The sequence below is a fragment of the Undibacterium sp. Ji22W genome (assembly GCF_049340305.1).
Classification (GTDB): Bacteria; Pseudomonadota; Gammaproteobacteria; order Burkholderiales; family Burkholderiaceae_D; genus Undibacterium.
The window spans coordinates 126,297-144,158 of record NZ_JBMPOU010000002.1 but is presented as its reverse complement, the minus strand read 5'-3'; the positions used below and the strand labels follow the sequence as shown (position 1 = coordinate 144,158).

The window sequence follows — 17,862 nt, the reverse complement described above, 5'->3', positions numbered from 1 at the left end:
ATGGCAAACTGGTGAGATTGAAGCATGCATGATACTGAATCAAAGTTAACTGTTGGCACGACATTGCTCACATCGATTGCCCGTCCTTATTGGCAAACAATGTCTGCTTTTGTCGAAGGTTTAGGAATCGCCATAAATTTTCGCGAATTAAATCATCCGACCTTTTTGCCAGGCCTGGACCTGGGCCCAAATTGTATTTATGTCGATAGCGATAAACTCTTATTTCCGGGCGATCTGTTGCATGAAGCTGGCCATCTGGCAGTGACCACGGCGGCGCAACGAGCGGCTGTGGGTAGTGCTGCTTTGGAATTGCCATGGCCTACTGATGGTGAAGAGATCGCCGCCGTATTGTGGTCATACGCAGCGGCAGTTCATTTGGATATTCCATTAGAGCTGGTGTTTCATGATGATGGCTACAAGAATGAGTCACGCTGGTTAATCGATAATTTTCAGCGTGGTCAATATATCGGTCTGCCATTGTTGCAATGGATGGGCCTTTGCTACGATGAACAACAAGCTACTTTGCATCAAGTGCAGCCATTTCCGGTAATGCGTCAATGGCTGCGAGCTTGAATTAGTTTCCTGTGTCTGCTTGCTGTGAAGATGATTTCGACTTCAGCAAATGTAGTACATCTGCTCGTATATCTTCAGGCGTGGCTTGAGGCGGATAACGTTTGACGACCTTGCCGTTTTGATCGACTAGGAATTTCGTGAAATTCCACTTAATCATTTCCGTGCCTAATACCCCTGGGGCATGCGATTTCAGATATTGGAATAGCGGATGCGCATCTTTGCCATTTACATCGATCTTGTCAAATACGGGAAAGCTAACGCCATAATTCTTTTCGCAAAATTGTGCAATGTCTTCGGCAGAACCTGGCTCTTGAAACCCAAATTGATTGCAAGGAAAAGCGAGCACGCTAAAGCCTTGTGGCTGACATTCGCGATACAGTTTTTCTAAGCCCTGATATTGCGGCGTGTAACCGCAGGCACTGGCGGTATTGACGATCAACACCACCTTGCCAGCGTATAGCTGTAAATCGATAGTCTCGCCTTGTAGATTGTTTGCCTGAAACGCCAATGCGCCCGCGGGCGCCATCAGATGATGCCCAGATGTTGCGTGCCGGCCGACAGATCGCGATTGCTGGCGTCTTTACCACGCAACTTAATGGCTAAACGCAATTCATTAACAGAGTCAGCATTACGTAACGCATCTTCATACGTAATCATGTCTTCTTCATGTAAGTTAAACAGAGATTTATCGAAAGTTATCATGCCTAATTCTTCAGATTTTTTCATAATCTCTTTGATTTCATGTACATCACCTTTGAAAATCAAATCAGAAATCAAAGGCGTATTGAGCATAATTTCAATCGCCGCGACTCGACCTTTTTGACCGCGCAAGGGAACTAGCCGCTGTGAGATCACGGCTTTTAAGTTCAAAGACAAGTCCATCAACAACTGCGGACGACGTTCTTCAGGGAAGAAGTTAATCATCCGATCTAAAGCCTGATTCGCACTATTGGCATGTAAAGTTGCCAGACACAAGTGACCAGTTTCTGCAAAGGCAATGGCCAGATCCATAGTTTCGCGCGAGCGAATCTCACCAATTTGAATCACATCGGGCGCTTGTCGTAAGGTGTTCTTTAGCGCGATTTCCCAATCATCCGTATCAATCCCAACTTCGCGTTGAGTGATGATGCAATTGCCATGCGGGTGTACATATTCAATCGGATCTTCAATCGTGATGATGTGGCCATAGCTATTCGCATTACGGTGACCAACCATGGCTGCTAGCGTTGTGGATTTACCAGAACCGGTTGCACCAACCATAATCACGAGGCCACGTTTGGTCATTGCGATTTCTTTGAGTTGGCTTGGCAAGCGCAGTTCTTCAAAGGTCGGGATTGCCGAGGTAATCGTACGCAACACCATGCCGACACGACCTTGCTGCAAAAATGCAGAGACACGGAAACGACCTAGGCCAGGTGGGTTAATCGCAAAATTACATTCTTTCGTCGATTCAAATTCTGACGCCTGTTTATCGTTCATGATAGCGCGCGCCAGATCGACCGTATGCGCGGCTGTTAATACCTGATTCGACACCGGTGTGACTTTGCCATCAATTTTGAAAGCTGGTGGAAAATCTGAAGTAATAAACAAATCTGAACCATTCTTGCTCACCATTAGCTTGAGCAAGTCGTTCATAAATTTGGTGGCCTGATCGCGTTCCATGACATTTCCCTTTTTCTTGATGCTATATTCTTTTATTGTGCTTGGCTTAACTTTGTTTCATTTAGTGCGGTGTTGCCATCTTAACCGGGGAAGTTATCTGGGATTTTCGCAGCAGCACGTGCTGTGGCAGCAGAGATGACATTGCGACGTAATAAATCGGATAAATTTTGATCCAAGGTTTGCATCCCGACATTGCTACCGGTTTGAATCGCTGAATACATCTGCGCGATTTTTGCTTCGCGAATCAAGTTACGAATCGCTGGTGTACCGACCATAATTTCATGTGCAGCCACGCGACCTGAGCCATCCTTGGTTTTTAACAAGGTTTGAGAAATAACCGCTTGCAAGGATTCCGACAACATAGAGCGCACCATCTCTTTTTCTTCTGCAGGGAAGACGTCGATAATACGATCGATGGTTTTTGCGGCTGAAGAAGTATGCAAGGTGCCAAATACCAAGTGACCGGTTTCCGCCGCAGTGAGCGCCAAGCGTATAGTTTCCAAATCACGTAACTCGCCGACCAAAATGACGTCAGGATCTTCACGTAATGCAGAACGCAAAGCGTTTGAGAAGGAATGGGTATGGGGCCCGACTTCACGTTGATTAATCAAGCATTTTTTAGAATCATGCACAAATTCGATAGGATCTTCGACGGTCAAGATGTGGCCGTATTCACTTTCATTGACATGGTTCACCATGCCGGCCAAGGTCGTGGATTTGCCAGAACCTGTTGGACCTGTGACCAATACTAGGCCGCGCGCTTTCAAAGAAAAATCAGCGAAGCACTTAGGTGCATTTAATTGTTCCAAAGACAATATCTTGGATGGAATGGTACGCATAACGGCTGCAGCACCACGTTCCTGATTGAAGGCATTTACCCGAAAACGCGCTAGACCCGGAATCGCAAAAGAGAAGTCGCATTCGAGATTCTCTTCATAATGTTTGCGTTGGCCGTCATTCATGATGTCATAAATCAGTGCATGCACATCTTTGTGTTCTAATGGTGGTAGATTGATCCTGCGCACATCACCATGCACGCGGATCATCGGCGGCAAACCAGACGATAAGTGCAAATCGGATGCGTTATTCTTAACTGAGAATGCGAGAAGTTCTGAGATATCCATTTATAATCCGATACGAAATGATAGACGGAATGTCGATATTGCTGAAATGATCATGCAATGCGACATTCTGAGTGAAAAATTTGAATGCTGTTTGCAACTCTTACCTGCTGTTCCATGTCCTTGATTATGTCCCCAATCTCCCAAAACTTGCAAGTCGTGCATGAGGCAATTGCACTAAGTGCGCTTCGCTATGACAGGAATCCAACTGAAATTGCCTTATTAGCAGTATCGAAGACCTTTGGCGCCGAACAAGTTGTACAAGCTTGGCAGGCTGGACAGCGGGCTTTTGGTGAAAACTATGTCCAAGAAGGGATAGACAAAATTGCTGAGGTGCGAAGTTTGTTGTCCTCGCAAGAAAATACTGAACCACCAGTTTGGCATTTTATCGGACCGATACAAAGTAATAAAACGCGACCGATCGCTGAAAATTTTTCATGGGTGCATTCGATAGACCGAGAAAAAATTGCGACTCGTTTATCTGAACAGCGTCCGGTAGCGGCGGGTGATTTACAAGTTTGCTTACAAGTGAATATCAGTGGTGAAACGAGCAAAAGTGGCGTGCACTCGAATGAATTATTGGCTCTCGCCAAGCATGTCGCCCAGCTGCCAAATTTGTGTTTACGTGGCTTGATGTGCGTGCCAGAAGCGAGTGAGGATGAAGCGGTGCAAAGACAAGCATTTCGTCAGTTAGCACAACTTAAACAATATTTACAAAACCAAGGAATTGTTATCGACACCTTATCAATGGGTATGAGCGCAGATATGCAAGCCGCCATCGCCGAAGGTAGTACGATCGTCAGAATTGGTAGTGCCATTTTTGGAAAGAGACATTATGCAGTCTAGTTTGCGGATAGCTTTTATTGGTGGCGGTAATATGGCCGGTGCTTTGATTAGCGGTTTGGTCAAAAAACTGGCATCACCGACGCAGATTCATGTGATCGATTTGAATCCAGACAGCTTGCAAAGTCTGGTTGATCGTTATGGCGTCAGCACTTGCACCAGCATTGAGACTAGTCCTGATGCACAATTGCGCGATGCGGATATGATCGTCTTGGCAGTCAAGCCGCAACAACTACATACAGTCGCCGCAAGCCTGTTACCGTTCGTGAAAAATCAGTTGATCTTGTCAGTGGCAGCAGGTATTCGGGCGGCGGATTTATCCCGTTGGTTAGGCGGCTACGCCAAAATTGTCCGTGCGATGCCGAATACGCCAGCAATGATAGGTTTAGGAATGAGCGGCCTGTATGCGATGGAAGCAGTGAGTGATCAAGAGAGCACGCTTGCACAGAACATTATGCAAGCAGTAGGGGAGACTCTGTGGGTTGATCAAGAAAACATGATCGATGCAGTGACGGCAGTTTCTGGTAGCGGCCCAGCTTATGTTTTCTACTTTATTGAAGCAATGCAAGAAGCGGCACAACAGTTAGGATTTAATGCTGAACAAGCACGCCAACTGGCATTAGCGACCTTTAATGGCGCAGCACAATTAGCGAAGCAATCGGACGAAGCGGTAAGTATTCTGCGTGAACGTGTTACCTCAAAAGGCGGCACGACCTACGCCGCATTATGTCGTATGGATGAGAGTTTGGTGAAGCCGGCGATTCATCAGGCTATACAGGCAGCAGCGCAACGCGGCAAAGAATTGGGGGATGAATTTGGACAAAATTAATTTGTCATCGTCATCGATTTGTGACAGCGCTTATCCGTACATGGATCTGCTATGAAAACACCTAAGCGCCTACAACCCTTAGTCGACGAAGGCATGATAGACGAAGTACTGAGCCAATTAATGAGTGGCAAAGAAGCGACCGTCTATGTCGTGCGATGTGGCGATCACATACGTTGTGCCAAAATGTATAAAGAAGCCGGGCAACGTAGCTTCAAGCAAGCCGCCGCTTATCAAGAAGGCCGCACCGTCAAAAACAGCCGACAAGCACGTGCTATGCAAAAAGGCTCGAAGTATGGCCGCAAGATGCAAGAAGAAGTCTGGCAAAACGCTGAGGTCGATGCCTTATTTAAACTCGCCGATGCGGGTGTGCGTGTACCGACACCGTATATCTGCTTCGAAGGCGTGTTGCTGATGGATTTAGTTAGTACGGACGATGGGCAAGTCGCACCGCGCCTGAACGACGTTAATCTCAGTTACGCGCAAGCTCTGGTGTATCACGAAGAATTAATTCAACAAGTCGTATTAATGCTGTGTGCCGGCATCGTCCACGGCGATCTTTCTGAATTCAATATCCTCTTAAACGAGCAAGGTCCAGTTATCATCGATTTACCGCAAGCGATCAATGCAGCCAGTAATATGGGCGCCGCCAGCATGCTCTACCGCGATGTTGATAATCTAAAAAATTACTTTAGCCAGTTTGCCCCAGAGTTCGCGCGAACGCAGTATGGTAAAGAAATCTGGGGTCTATACACGGCTGGCTTGCTACGACCTGACACGGTGCTGACCGGTTTCGTGGCAGAAGATAAACGCCCAGTTGACGTTGGTGCAGTGATAGAAGAAATTGAATTGGCGCGTCTGGAAGCGGAAGCAGAAGTGCAGCGGCGTTTGATGAATTCTGCGATGTAAGGCATATTTGCTACACATTTAGTGCAAGAGTAAATAAAATCAGACAAAGTTAGTCAACGCCCGCACCATTGAATACTAATACAAACTAACGACAATAAATTCTTGAAAACTTACCAGCCATGACAAAAAAATTTCACCTGCATAAAGCACGTTTAGAAACTTTGGTGGACGCAGTCTTTGCGATTGCAATGACGATCCTAGTATTGGAGGTTAAAGTTCCTCTAATTGTGGATAAATTTTCTGCGCTCGAGTTACTTCATGCACTTGCGCACGATGGCGTAGTGATTTTTGCTTATTTTGTGAGTTTTTCGGCCTTGGGTGTGTTTTGGGTTTGGCATCACAAACTTACAGAAAAAATTGGCGAGATCGATTTGCCCTTGTTGGTTTGTAGTTTGGTATTTTTGTCTTTGATCTGTTTCTTCCCTTTCGTTGCAGCACTGTTCGGACGTTATCCACTAAATCTCACGGCAAATATAGTGTACGTTGTGCTACTGGGCCTGATTTTGGCGTCCCAAACTTTGTTCTTTTGGCTCGCGATAAAGCGTAAGAAAATTGCAGAATTTATTCGACCTGATGAGGCACTTAAGACACATAGTACTAACCTGCTTAGTTTGGCGATTTTTTGTATTTCTTTGAGCGCAACGGGACTGCGGATTAGTATCTATGCAGCGTTCATTTGTATATTGGCGGGAATACTTTTTTTATGGCGTTTCAAACAATCGAAGAAGCAATCTACTAGTCAAAGTAAGACGTGATTTAGATAGTTGTCGAGCTCGTCGTCAAGAATTTTCATCTGCGTGTTTGGCAGTTTGCGCCTGAGTTTGCGAACTAGCACCTGTTGCCCCACTGGTTTTCTTGGTACGAATTTGCCAAGCCCGTAATACGGGCATTAACGGCATCAAGACTGGTGCAAATTTTTGCCATAGGCGCCAAGAAGAAAGACCTGTTTTTACCAACCATAGCGCGCGACGTGGCTTGATGATAGCGAGTCCAACAGTGATCGCCGCGATTAAGATCGGCGAAGCGCGCACAGTGCGGGCTGCGCTTAGCCCTAACTCAACAAAACGCAATTCATGATGGAGTTGCGCACCTTGCCAAACCAATTGTTGTCGTTGCAGGCGGCAACGTACGAGTAGCATTTGGCGACGGGCTTGCAAAATATCAGAACGACTTATCTTCTGTGTGTTGAACATCATTCAGAAACCTTCACTATCTGAATCGGCATTGTCGGCTGGTTGAGATGCTGCGCTAGTTTGACGCAAAGCTTCAATATCATTCTGTAATTCGTTCAGGCTGGCGGCGAGCAAGCGTGGTTTATTCTTGACTGCGTTTTTGATGTAGAAAAATATGGCGATACTTGCCGCAGCAAAGACAATGATCAGGCTGATCAGGGCGAGTTCGCGGTGTTGATCCCAGAACATAACTAAGACCAGTAAGACCAGCAACAAAACTGTGACTATTCCAAAAAACAATCCAAGTAAAGACAGCAGCAAATAGTTCGCAAAACGCCCGAACTCTTCTTCGATTTCAACCGAAGCGAGTTCCAAGCGTGTATGCAAGGTGTCAATCAGACTGGCGCCTAAGCGCATGATCGAATCCGTGATTGCCATCTTCTACTTATTTATTTTTGGCGATAAGCAAACCAACTAGCAAACCTACGCCAGCAGCGATGCCTGCCGTTTTCCACGGGTTCTCATGCACATAAGCATCGGTCGCGTGAGCTGCTTCTTTGGTTTTTTTGATGGCAACTTCTTCTATGTGTTGAATTTCTTTCTTGGCCGTTTTTAATGTTGCTTGCAACTTGTCTTTGGCACTTTGAAAGCCTTCACCAGCTTGCTGTTCGGAATTTTTGATGAGGTCTTCAGCATCTTTCAAAACCTGGTTCAATTCGCGCATCAGATTTTCTTTGTGTTGGTCAACAGAGTTCATGGTATTTCCTTGTAAGGTGAATTGGAATAACTACATTACTTCTGAAAACAGTCTAGAACGAAATTCGCATTTTGTTTTGCGTTAGCGCAAATACACGTTGATTGCTTGACGATGAAGCGATCAAGTCAGCGTACAGCGTAATCGAGCACAACGCCGGCAAATATTGCAGCACCCAACCAATTGTTATGCCTGAAAGCAGCAAAGCACAAGTCTCGATCACGCGATTTGATTAATTGGTAATGATATATCGCAATCGCAGCCGCTACTAAAATACCGGCAACAAATGGCCAACGTAATCCTAAATCCCATCCGCTCCAGAGTATCACTGTCAAGGTAACTGTATAACTCGCCATAATCGCAAATACATCCCACTGACCAAAGGTAATCGCAGAAGTCTTGATGCCTATTTTGAGATCATCGTCACGATCCACCATCGCATATTCTGTGTCATAAGCGATCGCCCAAAATACATTGGCGATCAATAGCCACCAAGCTTGTGAAGGTATCGCGTTCGTCACGGCAGCAAAACCCATCGGGATACCAAACCCAAATGCGATCCCCAAATAGGCTTGTGGAATTGCGAAGAAGCGCTTAAAATAGGGATAAGAGCCAGCCACAATGAGTGCGAGTACAGATAATTGTTTCGTTAGTGTATTGAATGGCAGAATTAATAAGAAGGAAATGAGTGCCAATACACCCGCCACCATCAAGGCTTCCCATGCGCGTATCTTGCCGCTGGTGAGAGGACGTTCTGCGGTACGTTTAACGTGTTTATCAAAATCACGATCCGCATAATCATTGATAGCACAACCTGCGGAACGCATCAGGGTTGTTCCCAGACAGAAAATTAATAGATGTTGCCAGCTTGGCTTGCCATCAGCAGCGATCCATAAAGCAGTCAAGGTCGGCCACAATAACAACAAAATGCCTATGGGTTTATCCAGACGGATTAATTTGAAATAAAGATTTAAGCGTTCAGTTACCTGGTTCATAGGGAACACGATGTGAAGAAGTAGACGTGCATATTATAAAGTTAATCAGTCTGACTCAGTAGCGCAAAGCCAGACATCGTGGGGTGGAGCGTGGATGTCAAACGGGAGTTTTACTGCGCCACCGCGATTTCATCGAGCATGGTTACACCGGGTAATTCGCAGCTCAATACAGCCTGACGTATTGCGTCAATGGCAGCATGGCGGGTGAAACTCTTGCGCCAGGCAATCACAACGCGCCGGTCTGGTGCGCGATTACTAAAAGGTACATAACGCAACATACTGTCCTTGGCATGCAAATCGGGAACAGATGCCATCGGCAAAACAGTAATACCAATACCGGACGCCACCATGTGACGTATTGTTTCTAGCGATGAGCCTTCGAAGGTACGGGCGATACCATCACTGGCAGTCGAGAAACGCGCCATTTCTGGGCAGACCTCTAACACCTGGTCGCGGAAGCAATGACCGCTACCTAGCAATAGCATGGTTTCGGTTTTGAGCTCTTCAGCCGAGACCGAGGCACGCTCAGCCCACGGATGATCTTTCGGCATCGCCACGACAAAAGGTTCGTCATACAAAGGCTGTACCATCATGCCTTGATCTGGCAGTGGCAACGCCATAATCGCTGCGTCGAGTTCGCCTTGACGCAATAACTCCATCAATTTGACGGTGAAGTTTTCTTGCAAAATTAAAGGCATTTGCGGCACTTTGGCGATCATGGTTTTGACCAGGCCGGGTAGCAAATATGGGCCTATGGTGTAAATAATGCCGAGGCGGAATGGGCCACTTAAGGGATCTTTATTTTGCTTTGCAAGCTCTTTGATGACGGCAGTTTGTTCTAAGACACGTTCGGCCTGTGCGACGATCTGCGCACCTAAAGGTGTGGTGGATACTTCAGTACCACCGCGTTCAAAAATCGTCACACCAAGTTCGTCTTCGAGTTTTTTGATGGCGACCGACAAAGTCGGCTGTGCGACAAAACAAGCCTCTGCCGCGTGTCCAAAATGCTTTTGGCGGGCTACTGCAACGATGTATTTTAATTCTGTGAGAGTCATGTCTTTAGTGTGGCACAGACTGGCGGACAAGTCAGTAGGCGCTTTTGCCTATTTTGATAAAAATGAGAAAACACATGAGTATTGCGTGGGTTGAAACACCTGGTTTTTAGGAAACACATGTGTTTACAGCCGAATCAAGAATTTACGGTCATGAAGAGCATGATCGCAAACTTGTTTTTTTTAAATGCATAACTTGAATCGCAACTGTTTTTGCGTGCTTGCGCTTACATAGACTTGAAGCGCCACGCATAAGTCTGACTGACTTTCAATTGTTCAGCATGATTTTTTAGCTCTACAAAAATATTTCCCATTTCATCACGGCGCGCGCGCGATTGCATGCGGATTGACCATGATACTACGGTGGATTTGCCAGAATTGCTCAGGTGCCAGACCTTTCTGCAATTCTTTGATTGAGGTGCGGATATGTCCTTCATCTGTCGCGCTCACTACGCGGGTATAGCGTAAATCAGATTCAAAAAACAAAACCTCTTCAATCGGGAATAATTTAATCGTATTGCCTGAGCTGGCGCTGATCCAGCGGATACGCTCACTTGCGACAGGTTCACGTAAACGTTGGTCGAGAGCCGCCATGACTTGCATTAGATCAGCGGGCACCGCTTCGGTTTTGGATTGCTGTTGTATGCGCGAAATACAATGGCGCAGTCGTTCTTCTGTAATCGGTTTGAGTAAGTAATCAATCGCCCCTAATTTGAAAGCTTCAATCGCGTGATTATCGTAGGCTGTCGTAAATACGACACGACATTGACCATCGCTGGCGCGCGCAACGTCCAGACCACTGAGTTCTGGCATACGAATATCCAAAAAGGCGATGTCCGGTTGGAGTTTGACGATCGCATCTAAGGCGTCGCCACCGTCTTCGCAATCGGCAATAATTTCCAACTCTGGCCAGACGATCTGTAACATGCGGCGCAGATCGGAACGCTGTAAATCTTCATCATCGGCAATGATGGCAGTTGGCATGGTAAACCTCGATGTAATGATTAAGTGCGGCGTGACTGATTAAGGTAGGATTGGATAAGTGACGATTGAATGAGACACGACTAATGGTCATCGAGCACGTTCAGTGGCAACACAATGCGGGCCTCGATACCACCTTGTTCACGCATGTTCAATTCTAGGCTGGCATCGTTTCCGTGCAATTGCCTGAGTCGTTCCCGTATATTGCTTAGACCTATGCCAGAACCTGAGCTACTCGCGCCGAAGCCAACGCCGTTATCCGCCACGCTTAGGCATAATTGCGCGCCCTGTTGCGCGTCAAATCGGCTGGCAGTGACATGAATTTCTACCGGACCTTTCTTCAACTCAATCCCGTGTTTCACCGCATTCTCAACCAAGCTGATGAGCATCAGTGGTGGAACCGCACATGTTTCTAGTTCTGGCGGACAAGTCACGCTAAAACTCAGGCGAGGGATCCGGGTACGGATGACGTTGAGGTAGGCAGTTACAGAATCAAATTGATTGCGCACTGTGGTCAGCATCAGATTGCCATCGCTGCGCATCTGTGGAATCGTCGAGCGTAAGTAATCGACCAGATGATCAATGATGGCAACACCGCGTGTTGGATCGTTGAGCATCGCCGCACGTACCCCTGACAGCGTATTAAATAGAAAATGAGGCTCCACCTGACTCGCCAGCACTGAGAGTCGCATTTGGGCCTGATTTCTTTCGTGTTTATATTGTTCCAGCTGCTCTTGCAGTAAGGCGTCTTTCATCTCTCGGCTCTGTCTTAAATAGGCGCGGAAATCCAGGGCGCCGCCCCACCAGAGCAAAAGAATGAACCAAAAAACATAGTTGAACAGATGGGACTTACGTTCTTCTTCATCGGTGATGATTAGACCCACTTTAACTTCATCGCTTTTCGTCAGATTTTGGATTTGCTGTCTGGTCTCAGGGCTAGTTTTCTTGACTTTTTTATCGAGAAAATGATCTGCAGAACTGAGCAGCGCATACGATACGATAAATCCAAACAATAGGGCGATCGCAATCCCCGCCGTTTCTTTTTTCTGTTGCCACTGACGTTTTTTTACTAATGTAGCAAGCCACCGTCCGCACAATAAATTCAAACAGATGCCGACAAATATAGCGGTGAACATGCTGTAAGGCTTGATCGTTTCTACCTGTGCACTCTTGTCATTGGCGATGACAAGCGAGAGCACGAGCAAAATTAGTCCTAATACACCAATAGGCATGGCAAGGCTTAGCGCTCGATAGCGAAACCAGGTTTGGCTGAATATCGGATAGTGCTGCGCCTTTACCGACCAACTACCTAGCTTATCGATCATTTTCCCAGGTAAAGGCTGGTCGGGGAGTTGGCTTGTTTTGACCGGCTTTTCAAAGTTCTGCATAGTGTTTTCGCAAAGGATTCAGAGTGCTTATTTGAACTCACAGAAGTGTGCTCGTTGATGTTTGCCACTATTCCAGTTTTACGCACGTGATGGCAAGTTTGCGATGGAAGCAGTAAAAAAACGCATCAGTTTACATTTGCATGACATGAATGCGGTGTTACTTCGTGGCAGATTTTCGTCTTTCATGTCGAAATTGACGCTTTTGGTCGCATGGCTGACTGAAATGCTTAATTGTCACGTATATTTCTCACTCAATGCAAAATCTATCGTGCTTGCCTGGACTTTGTCTACACGCAATTTCCATTCAGCAAATTATCAAACATATTAGAACAAGGGGATTTCATTATGCTGTCGATTAAGAATCTAAACAAAACCTACGCGAATGGCGTACACGCGACGAATAACGTCAACTTAGAAATCCCGAATGGTTTGTTTGGTTTGTTAGGTCCGAACGGGGCTGGGAAGTCATCTTTAATGCGCACTATTGCGACTTTGCAAGAACCTGATACGGGCTCGATTCATTTTAACGGCATGGATGTTCTGCAAAATAAGGAAGAGCTTCGACGTCAGCTAGGCTATTTGCCGCAAGATTTTGGTGTTTATCCGAAAGTTTCAGCGGAAGATTTGCTGAATCATTTTGCAGTCCTGAAAGGGATCACCAATAAAGCGGATCGTAAGCAATCAGTGGAAGGTTTATTACGTCAAACGAATTTGTGGGACGCGCGCAAACGCGCTTTAGGGACTTACTCCGGTGGTATGCGTCAGCGGTTTGGTATCGCTCAAGCTCTATTGGGATCTCCCAAACTGGTGATTGTGGATGAGCCAACCGCTGGTCTAGACCCTGATGAGCGTAATCGTTTTCTGAATTTGTTATCTGAAATCGGCGAGCAAGTCGTCGTGATTCTGTCTACCCATATCGTCGAGGACGTAACCGACTTGTGTCCACGCATGGCAATGATTGCGAAGGGCCAGGTACTGGTACAAGGCGAACCGCAAGCGGCGATTGAGCTATTGCAAAACAAAGTCTGGCGTTGCAGCGTCAGCAAAGAAGCACTACCAAGTTATCAAGAAAAGTTCACTGTATTGACCACACGTCTGGTCGGTGGTAAGCCGCAAATCAATGTGTATTCAGAAACCCAACCTGATGAAGGCTTCCGCCAAGTGGAAGCCGATTTGGAAGACGTTTATTTCCTGCAATTGCGCAAATCACAAAATAGCGCTCCAGCGCTGGCTGTTTAAGTGCTTAATTGTCTAAGGGGAATGTTATGTGGTTAGAATTTTTTAAGTTTGACTTACGTTATCAACTCAAGCAACCCTTGTTATGGGTCATTGCTTTGATCTTTGGTGCTTTGGCTTTCGGCGCTGCCAGCAGCGATGCGATTACCGTCGGTGGTGCGGTCGGCAATGTGAATCGCAATGCGCCTACGGTGATTGCACAATTTCTCGGCGTATTTAGTGTCTTGTCGATGTTTGTCGTCACTATCTTTATCGCTGGTGCGGTCTTGCGTGATACAGAGATCGGTATTTCCGACATGCTGTTCGCAACGCCTATGCGCAAACGCGATTACTTGATAGGACGATTTTTAGCCGGCTTAGTTGCTTGCATGGTGATCTTTCTGTTTGTGATTTTTGGCCTGTTAATTGGGCCACACATGCCTTGGGTTGATACTGCTCGTGTTGGTGCCTTCTCGCTGCAACCGTTTGCGTGGGGACTCGCGGTATTCGTACTCCCCAATTTACTCTTCATTGGTGCTTTGTTGATGCTGTTAGCGGCGACTACGCGCTCGATGATGATGGTGTATGTCGGCGTGATAGGTTTTTTTGTGTTGTGGGTAGTGGCTGGTTCGTTCACGCGCGACATCAATAATGAATGGGTCGCCGTCTTATTAGACCCGTTTGGTTTGCGCGCATTTGGACGCATGACGCGCTATTTTTCTACCGCCGAATCGAATTCCATCTTGCCGGTCTTGAATAGCTACTTATTGGTCAATCGCATCTTATGGACTGCGATAGGATTAGTCTTAGTCGCAATGACCTTAGTGTTATTTAAACCGCAGCGGGCCGGCACCGGACGTCGTTGGTTTGGTAAAGCAAAAGCGAATAAAGATACGGAAGTGGCAGCGCCGCAGTTGGCTAAAATCAGCTTGCCAAAAGTAGCCCAGAGTGCGGGCAATGCGACTGCCTGGATACAGTTCTGGGATATATTGAAATTCGATGCTAAAGCCGTATTCAAGAGCGTGCCATTTCTAGTCATGTTGTTGTTTGGTTTAGTGAATTTTATGGGTAGTGCGAGCCAATCCGGCGTGATGTTTGGCACCACGGTGTATCCGGTGACGACAAATATGCTGTCGATACTGGCGGGCAGTTTCAATTTTATGTTGATCATTATTATCACGTTCTATGCGGGTGAACTCATCTTCAAAGAGCGTCAGGTCAAGATTGCCGACGTCGTTGATGCCATGCCAGTACCAAATTGGGTTCCTTTGTTAGCCAAATCAGCCGCTTTGATTGCGGTGATCTTGAGTTTCCTTGGGGCTGGTGCGATGGCCGGTATGTTGGTGCAATTATTTAAAGGTGGTGCGCCGATTGAATTGGTTTTGTATGTGAAAGGTATTTTACTTGGCTCCAGTAGTTTTATTCTGCTGGGGTTACTGGCTTTGGTCCTGCAGGTTTTGACGAATAATAAATTCATCGGCTATTTGATGATGATCCTGCTGTTGATTTCACAAATTGTGTTCGGGACGCTAGATCTTGATCATAATCTTTACAATTTTGCCGGTGCTTCTGCGACACCTTATTCGGACATGAATGGCTACGGTCACTTCTTGACTGGTTGGTCGTGGTTCACCTTGTATTGGACGTGTTTTACGGTTGCTTTACTGATTCTGGCGCAGGCATTTTGGGTGCGCGGTTTGTCGCAAGAATGGCGCGTCCGTGTACGTCTTGCCCTAGCTAAATTGAATAGTAAAGCTGGTGTTGCACTAGCGACGAGTTTGGTTGCTTTCGTAGCGGTGGGAGGCTGGATTTTTTACAATACGAATGTCCTGAATCAATATCAGACCAAAACCGCAGCGATGAATGAGAATGCTGAGTACGAGAAAAAGTACAAGCAGTACAAAGGATTGCCGCATCCGCGTTTGACCGATGTACAGGCTAATGTTGATATCTTTCCCGAGCAACGTAAGATTGTGATCAATGGTCATTATGTACTGCAAAACAAGTCAGATTTAGCACAAGATACTTTGCGGATTCAGGTCAATACTCGCGTAAAAACCGAATGGAAGAATTTGCCCGCGCATAAGGTCGTTTTAGATGATAAGAAATTGGGCTTTAGCATCTTGAAGCTGGAGCAAGCATTGGCAGCTGGTACCAAACTGAACTTAGATTTCGTGACCACCGTTGAGAATCCTGGTTTTACCAATAGCGGTGCGGCGAATACGGTGAATTGGAATGGTACTTTCTTCAATAATCGAGAGTTCTTCCCGCAATTTGGCTATGCCGCAGATGCAGAGTTACGTGATCGCAATGAACGCAGAAAGCGTGGTTTAGGTGAGCCACAACGTATGCCGAAGTTGGAAGACGAATCAGCACGTGCCTATCATGCTTTGGGTAGCGAAGCTGATTGGATTAATTTCGATACGACGATTTCTACCAGCGCTGATCAAATTGCGATGGCACCGGGTTATTTGCAGAAATCTTGGGAAGAAAACGGTCGTCGCTATTTCCATTACAAAATGGACCGGCCGATGATGCCATTTTTCGCTTTCTTATCAGCGCGTTGGGAAGTCAAAAAAGGTGATTGGAAAGGTGTACCAATTGAGATTTATTATGACAAAAAGCACGCATACAATATTGATCGCATGCTAGAAGGCACCAAGAAATCATTGGATTACTTCACGACCAATTTCACGCCTTATCAGCACCAACAAGTGCGGATTTTGGAGTTTCCTAACTACGCTCGTTTTGCCCAATCCTTCGCCAACACGATACCGTATTCAGAAGCGATCGGTTTTATCGCCGACTTGCGGGATAAAGATGATATTGATTACGTGTTCTATGTGACAGCACATGAAATGGCGCATCAATGGTGGGGGCATCAGGTGATCGGTGCCAACATCCAGGGTTCGACGGTCTTGATGGAATCTTTGGCCCAATACTTCGCCTTGATGGTGATGGAAAAGGAGTACGGTCGTGAAAAGATGCGTCGCTTCTTGAAGTATGAATTGGATGGCTATTTGCGTGGACGTGGTGGTGAGTTGATAGAAGAACAGCCTTTGGCCCGGGTTGAAGGGCAGCAGTATATTCACTATCAAAAAGGCAGCTTGATTTTCTACCGTTTGCGCGACGAAATCGGTGAAGAAGCTTTGAATCGTGCACTGAAGCGCTTCTTGCAAGATAAGTCTTACCAGCAAGCGCCATACACAACGACTAAGGAATTATTGACTTATATCCGTGCTGAAGCACCGCCAGAAAAGCACGCTTTGATTGCGGATATGTTTGAGAAAATTGTGTTCTACGACAATCGTGTCACCGAAGCGAAGGCGGTGAAACGTGCTGATGGGCAGTGGGATGTGACGATGAAATTACATCTGGCCAAAATCGAAGTGGATGGCAAAGGTAAAGAAACGCCACGTATGTACGATGAGGCCGTTGAGATCGCGATCTTCTCGCGTGCGCCAGGTGCCAAAGAGAAAGATGAAAAAGTATTGTTTATCGAAAAACGTCAGTTAAAAGGGAATGATCCAAGTGTGACCATCACAGTCAAGGATAAACCATTTGAAGTCGGCGTTGACCCTTACAATAAGATGATCGATAGAGTTTCTAAAGATAATCGTAAAGAAGTTAGTATCGATTAAACCAGCAATTCTCACGCATAAAAAAGACCGCCAATTGTATTGAATTGGCGGTCTTTTTTTATCGTATTCTGATCGGGATTGCCCGGATTTTTGGGGCGTTTTTCTTTTATATTATTGATGGTTTATGCCGTCAGCCACTTATACATGACCAAGGCATCAACGTCGCCGAGTAATGGATGGTGAAAAGCACGTGGCAAATGTCCGACCGTTGCAAATCCTAATGTGGTCCAGAGCCTCACCGCGACTTCGTTACTGGAAACCACGAAATTAAACTGCATCGCACGATATCCTAGTGTCACTGCAAGCGCTTGCGAATGTTCGCACATCATGCGAGCAAGGCCGCGACCACGCGCATCAGGGCTCACCATGTAACCACAATTGCATACATGGCTGCCGCCACCAGTTTGATTGGTTTTGATGAAATAGCTGCCCAAAATCATGCCGTCTTCTTCTGCCACCAAAGTCTGTTTGGGCGTGCTCAACCAAAGTTGTTGGGCTTGCTCTTTGTTTGTCTCGCGTGGATAGGTATAAGTCTCACCTGCGGCGACGATGGCATGAAATATCGGCCAGATTTGTTCGAAGTCTTCAAGTGTCGCTGTTCGGATTTGTATCATGGCAAACTGACGTTAGTGTGACAACGTTGGTATTGATGTCGCCTGTGCTGCATAGCGAGGAAATCAGTGTACGCACAATGCGCAGATACACTGATTTTTGAGGTCTTTACAAATTT

At 46.3% G+C, this 17,862-nt stretch carries 18 protein-coding genes; 7 read left to right on the top strand and 11 right to left on the bottom strand.

Annotation, left to right across the window (positions count from 1 at the left end):
- Nucleotides 1-24: 24 nt before the first annotated feature.
- Nucleotides 25-573, top strand: a complete 549-nt coding sequence (locus tag ACO0KW_RS07450; RefSeq protein ID WP_423052223.1) for a hypothetical protein — start codon at nt 25-27, stop codon at nt 571-573.
- Nucleotide 574: 1 nt separating this feature from the next.
- Here ACO0KW_RS07450 and ACO0KW_RS07445 read toward each other — a convergent pair whose 3' ends face one another.
- The 3 genes from ACO0KW_RS07445 to ACO0KW_RS07435 form a co-directional block, all read right to left on the bottom strand.
- Nucleotides 575-1,099: a glutathione peroxidase gene (locus ACO0KW_RS07445; RefSeq protein ID WP_423052221.1), complete on the bottom strand. Its 525-nt coding sequence runs from the start codon at nt 1,097-1,099 to the stop codon at nt 575-577.
- Entirely contained in the window at nt 1,099-2,235 is a 1,137-nt protein-coding gene (locus ACO0KW_RS07440; RefSeq protein ID WP_423052219.1) for a PilT/PilU family type 4a pilus ATPase, read from the bottom strand. Before ACO0KW_RS07440 ends, ACO0KW_RS07445 begins: the two co-directional genes overlap by 1 nt.
- 80 nt (nt 2,236-2,315) lie before the next feature.
- Nucleotides 2,316-3,359 (bottom strand): type IV pilus twitching motility protein PilT, encoded by a 1,044-nt coding sequence (locus ACO0KW_RS07435; protein WP_423052217.1) that lies wholly within the window; start codon nt 3,357-3,359, stop codon nt 2,316-2,318.
- 126 nt (nt 3,360-3,485) lie between these two features.
- On the opposite strand from ACO0KW_RS07435, the gene ACO0KW_RS07430 reads away from it, so the two are divergent.
- From ACO0KW_RS07430 to ACO0KW_RS07415, 4 genes are all read left to right on the top strand, one after another.
- Nucleotides 3,486-4,202 carry a YggS family pyridoxal phosphate-dependent enzyme gene (locus tag ACO0KW_RS07430; protein WP_423052215.1) on the top strand — a complete coding sequence of 239 codons (717 nt, stop codon included), beginning with the start codon at nt 3,486-3,488 and terminating at the stop codon, nt 4,200-4,202.
- On the top strand, nt 4,192-5,028 hold the full coding sequence (proC, locus tag ACO0KW_RS07425; RefSeq protein WP_423052213.1) for a pyrroline-5-carboxylate reductase: 837 nt from the start codon (nt 4,192-4,194) through the stop codon (nt 5,026-5,028). The genes ACO0KW_RS07430 and proC overlap by 11 nt, the downstream gene beginning before the upstream one ends.
- A 51-nt stretch (nt 5,029-5,079) precedes the next feature.
- Nucleotides 5,080-5,934, top strand: a complete 855-nt coding sequence (locus tag ACO0KW_RS07420; RefSeq protein WP_423052211.1) for a PA4780 family RIO1-like protein kinase — start codon at nt 5,080-5,082, stop codon at nt 5,932-5,934.
- A gap of 119 nt (nt 5,935-6,053) precedes the next feature.
- On the top strand, nt 6,054-6,689 hold the full coding sequence (locus tag ACO0KW_RS07415) for a TMEM175 family protein (protein ID WP_423052209.1): 636 nt from the start codon (nt 6,054-6,056) through the stop codon (nt 6,687-6,689).
- 24 nt (nt 6,690-6,713) lie between these two features.
- Here ACO0KW_RS07415 and ACO0KW_RS07410 read toward each other — a convergent pair whose 3' ends face one another.
- The 7 genes from ACO0KW_RS07410 to ACO0KW_RS07380 form a co-directional block, all read right to left on the bottom strand.
- Nucleotides 6,714-7,130, bottom strand: a complete 417-nt coding sequence (locus tag ACO0KW_RS07410; RefSeq protein ID WP_423052207.1) for a YqjK family protein — start codon at nt 7,128-7,130, stop codon at nt 6,714-6,716.
- Nucleotides 7,131-7,544 (bottom strand): phage holin family protein, encoded by a 414-nt coding sequence (locus ACO0KW_RS07405; protein WP_423052205.1) that lies wholly within the window; start codon nt 7,542-7,544, stop codon nt 7,131-7,133.
- Between the two features lie 7 nt (nt 7,545-7,551).
- The gene (locus ACO0KW_RS07400; RefSeq protein ID WP_423052203.1) at nt 7,552-7,863 is read right to left on the bottom strand and encodes a DUF883 family protein; all 312 of its coding nucleotides are present in this window, start codon (nt 7,861-7,863) and stop codon (nt 7,552-7,554) included.
- Nucleotides 7,864-7,988: 125 nt separating this feature from the next.
- Nucleotides 7,989-8,855, bottom strand: a complete 867-nt coding sequence (gene ubiA, locus ACO0KW_RS07395) for a 4-hydroxybenzoate octaprenyltransferase (protein ID WP_423052201.1) — start codon at nt 8,853-8,855, stop codon at nt 7,989-7,991.
- Nucleotides 8,856-8,965: 110 nt separating this feature from the next.
- The gene (locus ACO0KW_RS07390; RefSeq protein ID WP_423052199.1) at nt 8,966-9,910 is read right to left on the bottom strand and encodes a LysR substrate-binding domain-containing protein; all 945 of its coding nucleotides are present in this window, start codon (nt 9,908-9,910) and stop codon (nt 8,966-8,968) included.
- 315 nt (nt 9,911-10,225) lie between these two features.
- On the bottom strand, nt 10,226-10,891 hold the full coding sequence (locus ACO0KW_RS07385) for a LytR/AlgR family response regulator transcription factor (protein ID WP_423052197.1): 666 nt from the start codon (nt 10,889-10,891) through the stop codon (nt 10,226-10,228).
- Nucleotides 10,892-10,971: 80 nt separating this feature from the next.
- Entirely contained in the window at nt 10,972-12,276 is a 1,305-nt protein-coding gene (locus ACO0KW_RS07380) for a sensor histidine kinase (RefSeq protein WP_423052195.1), read from the bottom strand.
- A gap of 345 nt (nt 12,277-12,621) precedes the next feature.
- Between ACO0KW_RS07380 and ACO0KW_RS07375 the strand changes: the two genes are divergently transcribed.
- Complete coding sequence (locus ACO0KW_RS07375; RefSeq protein ID WP_423052193.1) at nt 12,622-13,515, top strand: ABC transporter ATP-binding protein; 894 nt, start codon at nt 12,622-12,624, stop codon at nt 13,513-13,515.
- Between the two features lie 26 nt (nt 13,516-13,541).
- On the top strand, nt 13,542-17,132 hold the full coding sequence (locus ACO0KW_RS07370) for an ABC transporter permease/M1 family aminopeptidase (RefSeq protein ID WP_423052191.1): 3,591 nt from the start codon (nt 13,542-13,544) through the stop codon (nt 17,130-17,132).
- A 122-nt stretch (nt 17,133-17,254) separates the two neighbouring features.
- Here the strand turns inward: ACO0KW_RS07370 and ACO0KW_RS07365 are convergent, their stop codons facing one another.
- A complete protein-coding gene (locus ACO0KW_RS07365) occupies nt 17,255-17,746 on the bottom strand; it encodes a GNAT family N-acetyltransferase (protein WP_423052189.1) in 492 nt (163 codons plus the stop codon).
- Between the last annotated feature and the right edge of the window lie 116 nt (nt 17,747-17,862).

What these genes read in the sequence shown, in the direction of transcription:
- ACO0KW_RS07450 (WP_423052223.1), top strand. Translation starts at nt 25, where the DNA reads ATGCATGATACTGAATCAAAGTTAACTGTTGGCACGACATTGCTCACA.
- ACO0KW_RS07445 (WP_423052221.1), bottom strand. Translation starts at nt 1,099, where the DNA reads ATGGCGCCCGCGGGCGCATTGGCGTTTCAGGCAAACAATCTACAAGGC.
- ACO0KW_RS07440 (WP_423052219.1), bottom strand. Translation starts at nt 2,235, where the DNA reads ATGGAACGCGATCAGGCCACCAAATTTATGAACGACTTGCTCAAGCTA.
- ACO0KW_RS07435 (WP_423052217.1), bottom strand. Translation starts at nt 3,359, where the DNA reads ATGGATATCTCAGAACTTCTCGCATTCTCAGTTAAGAATAACGCATCC.
- ACO0KW_RS07430 (WP_423052215.1), top strand. Translation starts at nt 3,486, where the DNA reads ATGTCCCCAATCTCCCAAAACTTGCAAGTCGTGCATGAGGCAATTGCA.
- proC (WP_423052213.1), top strand. Translation starts at nt 4,192, where the DNA reads ATGCAGTCTAGTTTGCGGATAGCTTTTATTGGTGGCGGTAATATGGCC.
- ACO0KW_RS07420 (WP_423052211.1), top strand. Translation starts at nt 5,080, where the DNA reads ATGAAAACACCTAAGCGCCTACAACCCTTAGTCGACGAAGGCATGATA.
- ACO0KW_RS07415 (WP_423052209.1), top strand. Translation starts at nt 6,054, where the DNA reads ATGACAAAAAAATTTCACCTGCATAAAGCACGTTTAGAAACTTTGGTG.
- ACO0KW_RS07410 (WP_423052207.1), bottom strand. Translation starts at nt 7,130, where the DNA reads ATGATGTTCAACACACAGAAGATAAGTCGTTCTGATATTTTGCAAGCC.
- ACO0KW_RS07405 (WP_423052205.1), bottom strand. Translation starts at nt 7,544, where the DNA reads ATGGCAATCACGGATTCGATCATGCGCTTAGGCGCCAGTCTGATTGAC.
- ACO0KW_RS07400 (WP_423052203.1), bottom strand. Translation starts at nt 7,863, where the DNA reads ATGAACTCTGTTGACCAACACAAAGAAAATCTGATGCGCGAATTGAAC.
- ubiA (WP_423052201.1), bottom strand. Translation starts at nt 8,855, where the DNA reads ATGAACCAGGTAACTGAACGCTTAAATCTTTATTTCAAATTAATCCGT.
- ACO0KW_RS07390 (WP_423052199.1), bottom strand. Translation starts at nt 9,910, where the DNA reads ATGACTCTCACAGAATTAAAATACATCGTTGCAGTAGCCCGCCAAAAG.
- ACO0KW_RS07385 (WP_423052197.1), bottom strand. Translation starts at nt 10,891, where the DNA reads ATGCCAACTGCCATCATTGCCGATGATGAAGATTTACAGCGTTCCGAT.
- ACO0KW_RS07380 (WP_423052195.1), bottom strand. Translation starts at nt 12,276, where the DNA reads ATGCAGAACTTTGAAAAGCCGGTCAAAACAAGCCAACTCCCCGACCAG.
- ACO0KW_RS07375 (WP_423052193.1), top strand. Translation starts at nt 12,622, where the DNA reads ATGCTGTCGATTAAGAATCTAAACAAAACCTACGCGAATGGCGTACAC.
- ACO0KW_RS07370 (WP_423052191.1), top strand. Translation starts at nt 13,542, where the DNA reads ATGTGGTTAGAATTTTTTAAGTTTGACTTACGTTATCAACTCAAGCAA.
- ACO0KW_RS07365 (WP_423052189.1), bottom strand. Translation starts at nt 17,746, where the DNA reads ATGATACAAATCCGAACAGCGACACTTGAAGACTTCGAACAAATCTGG.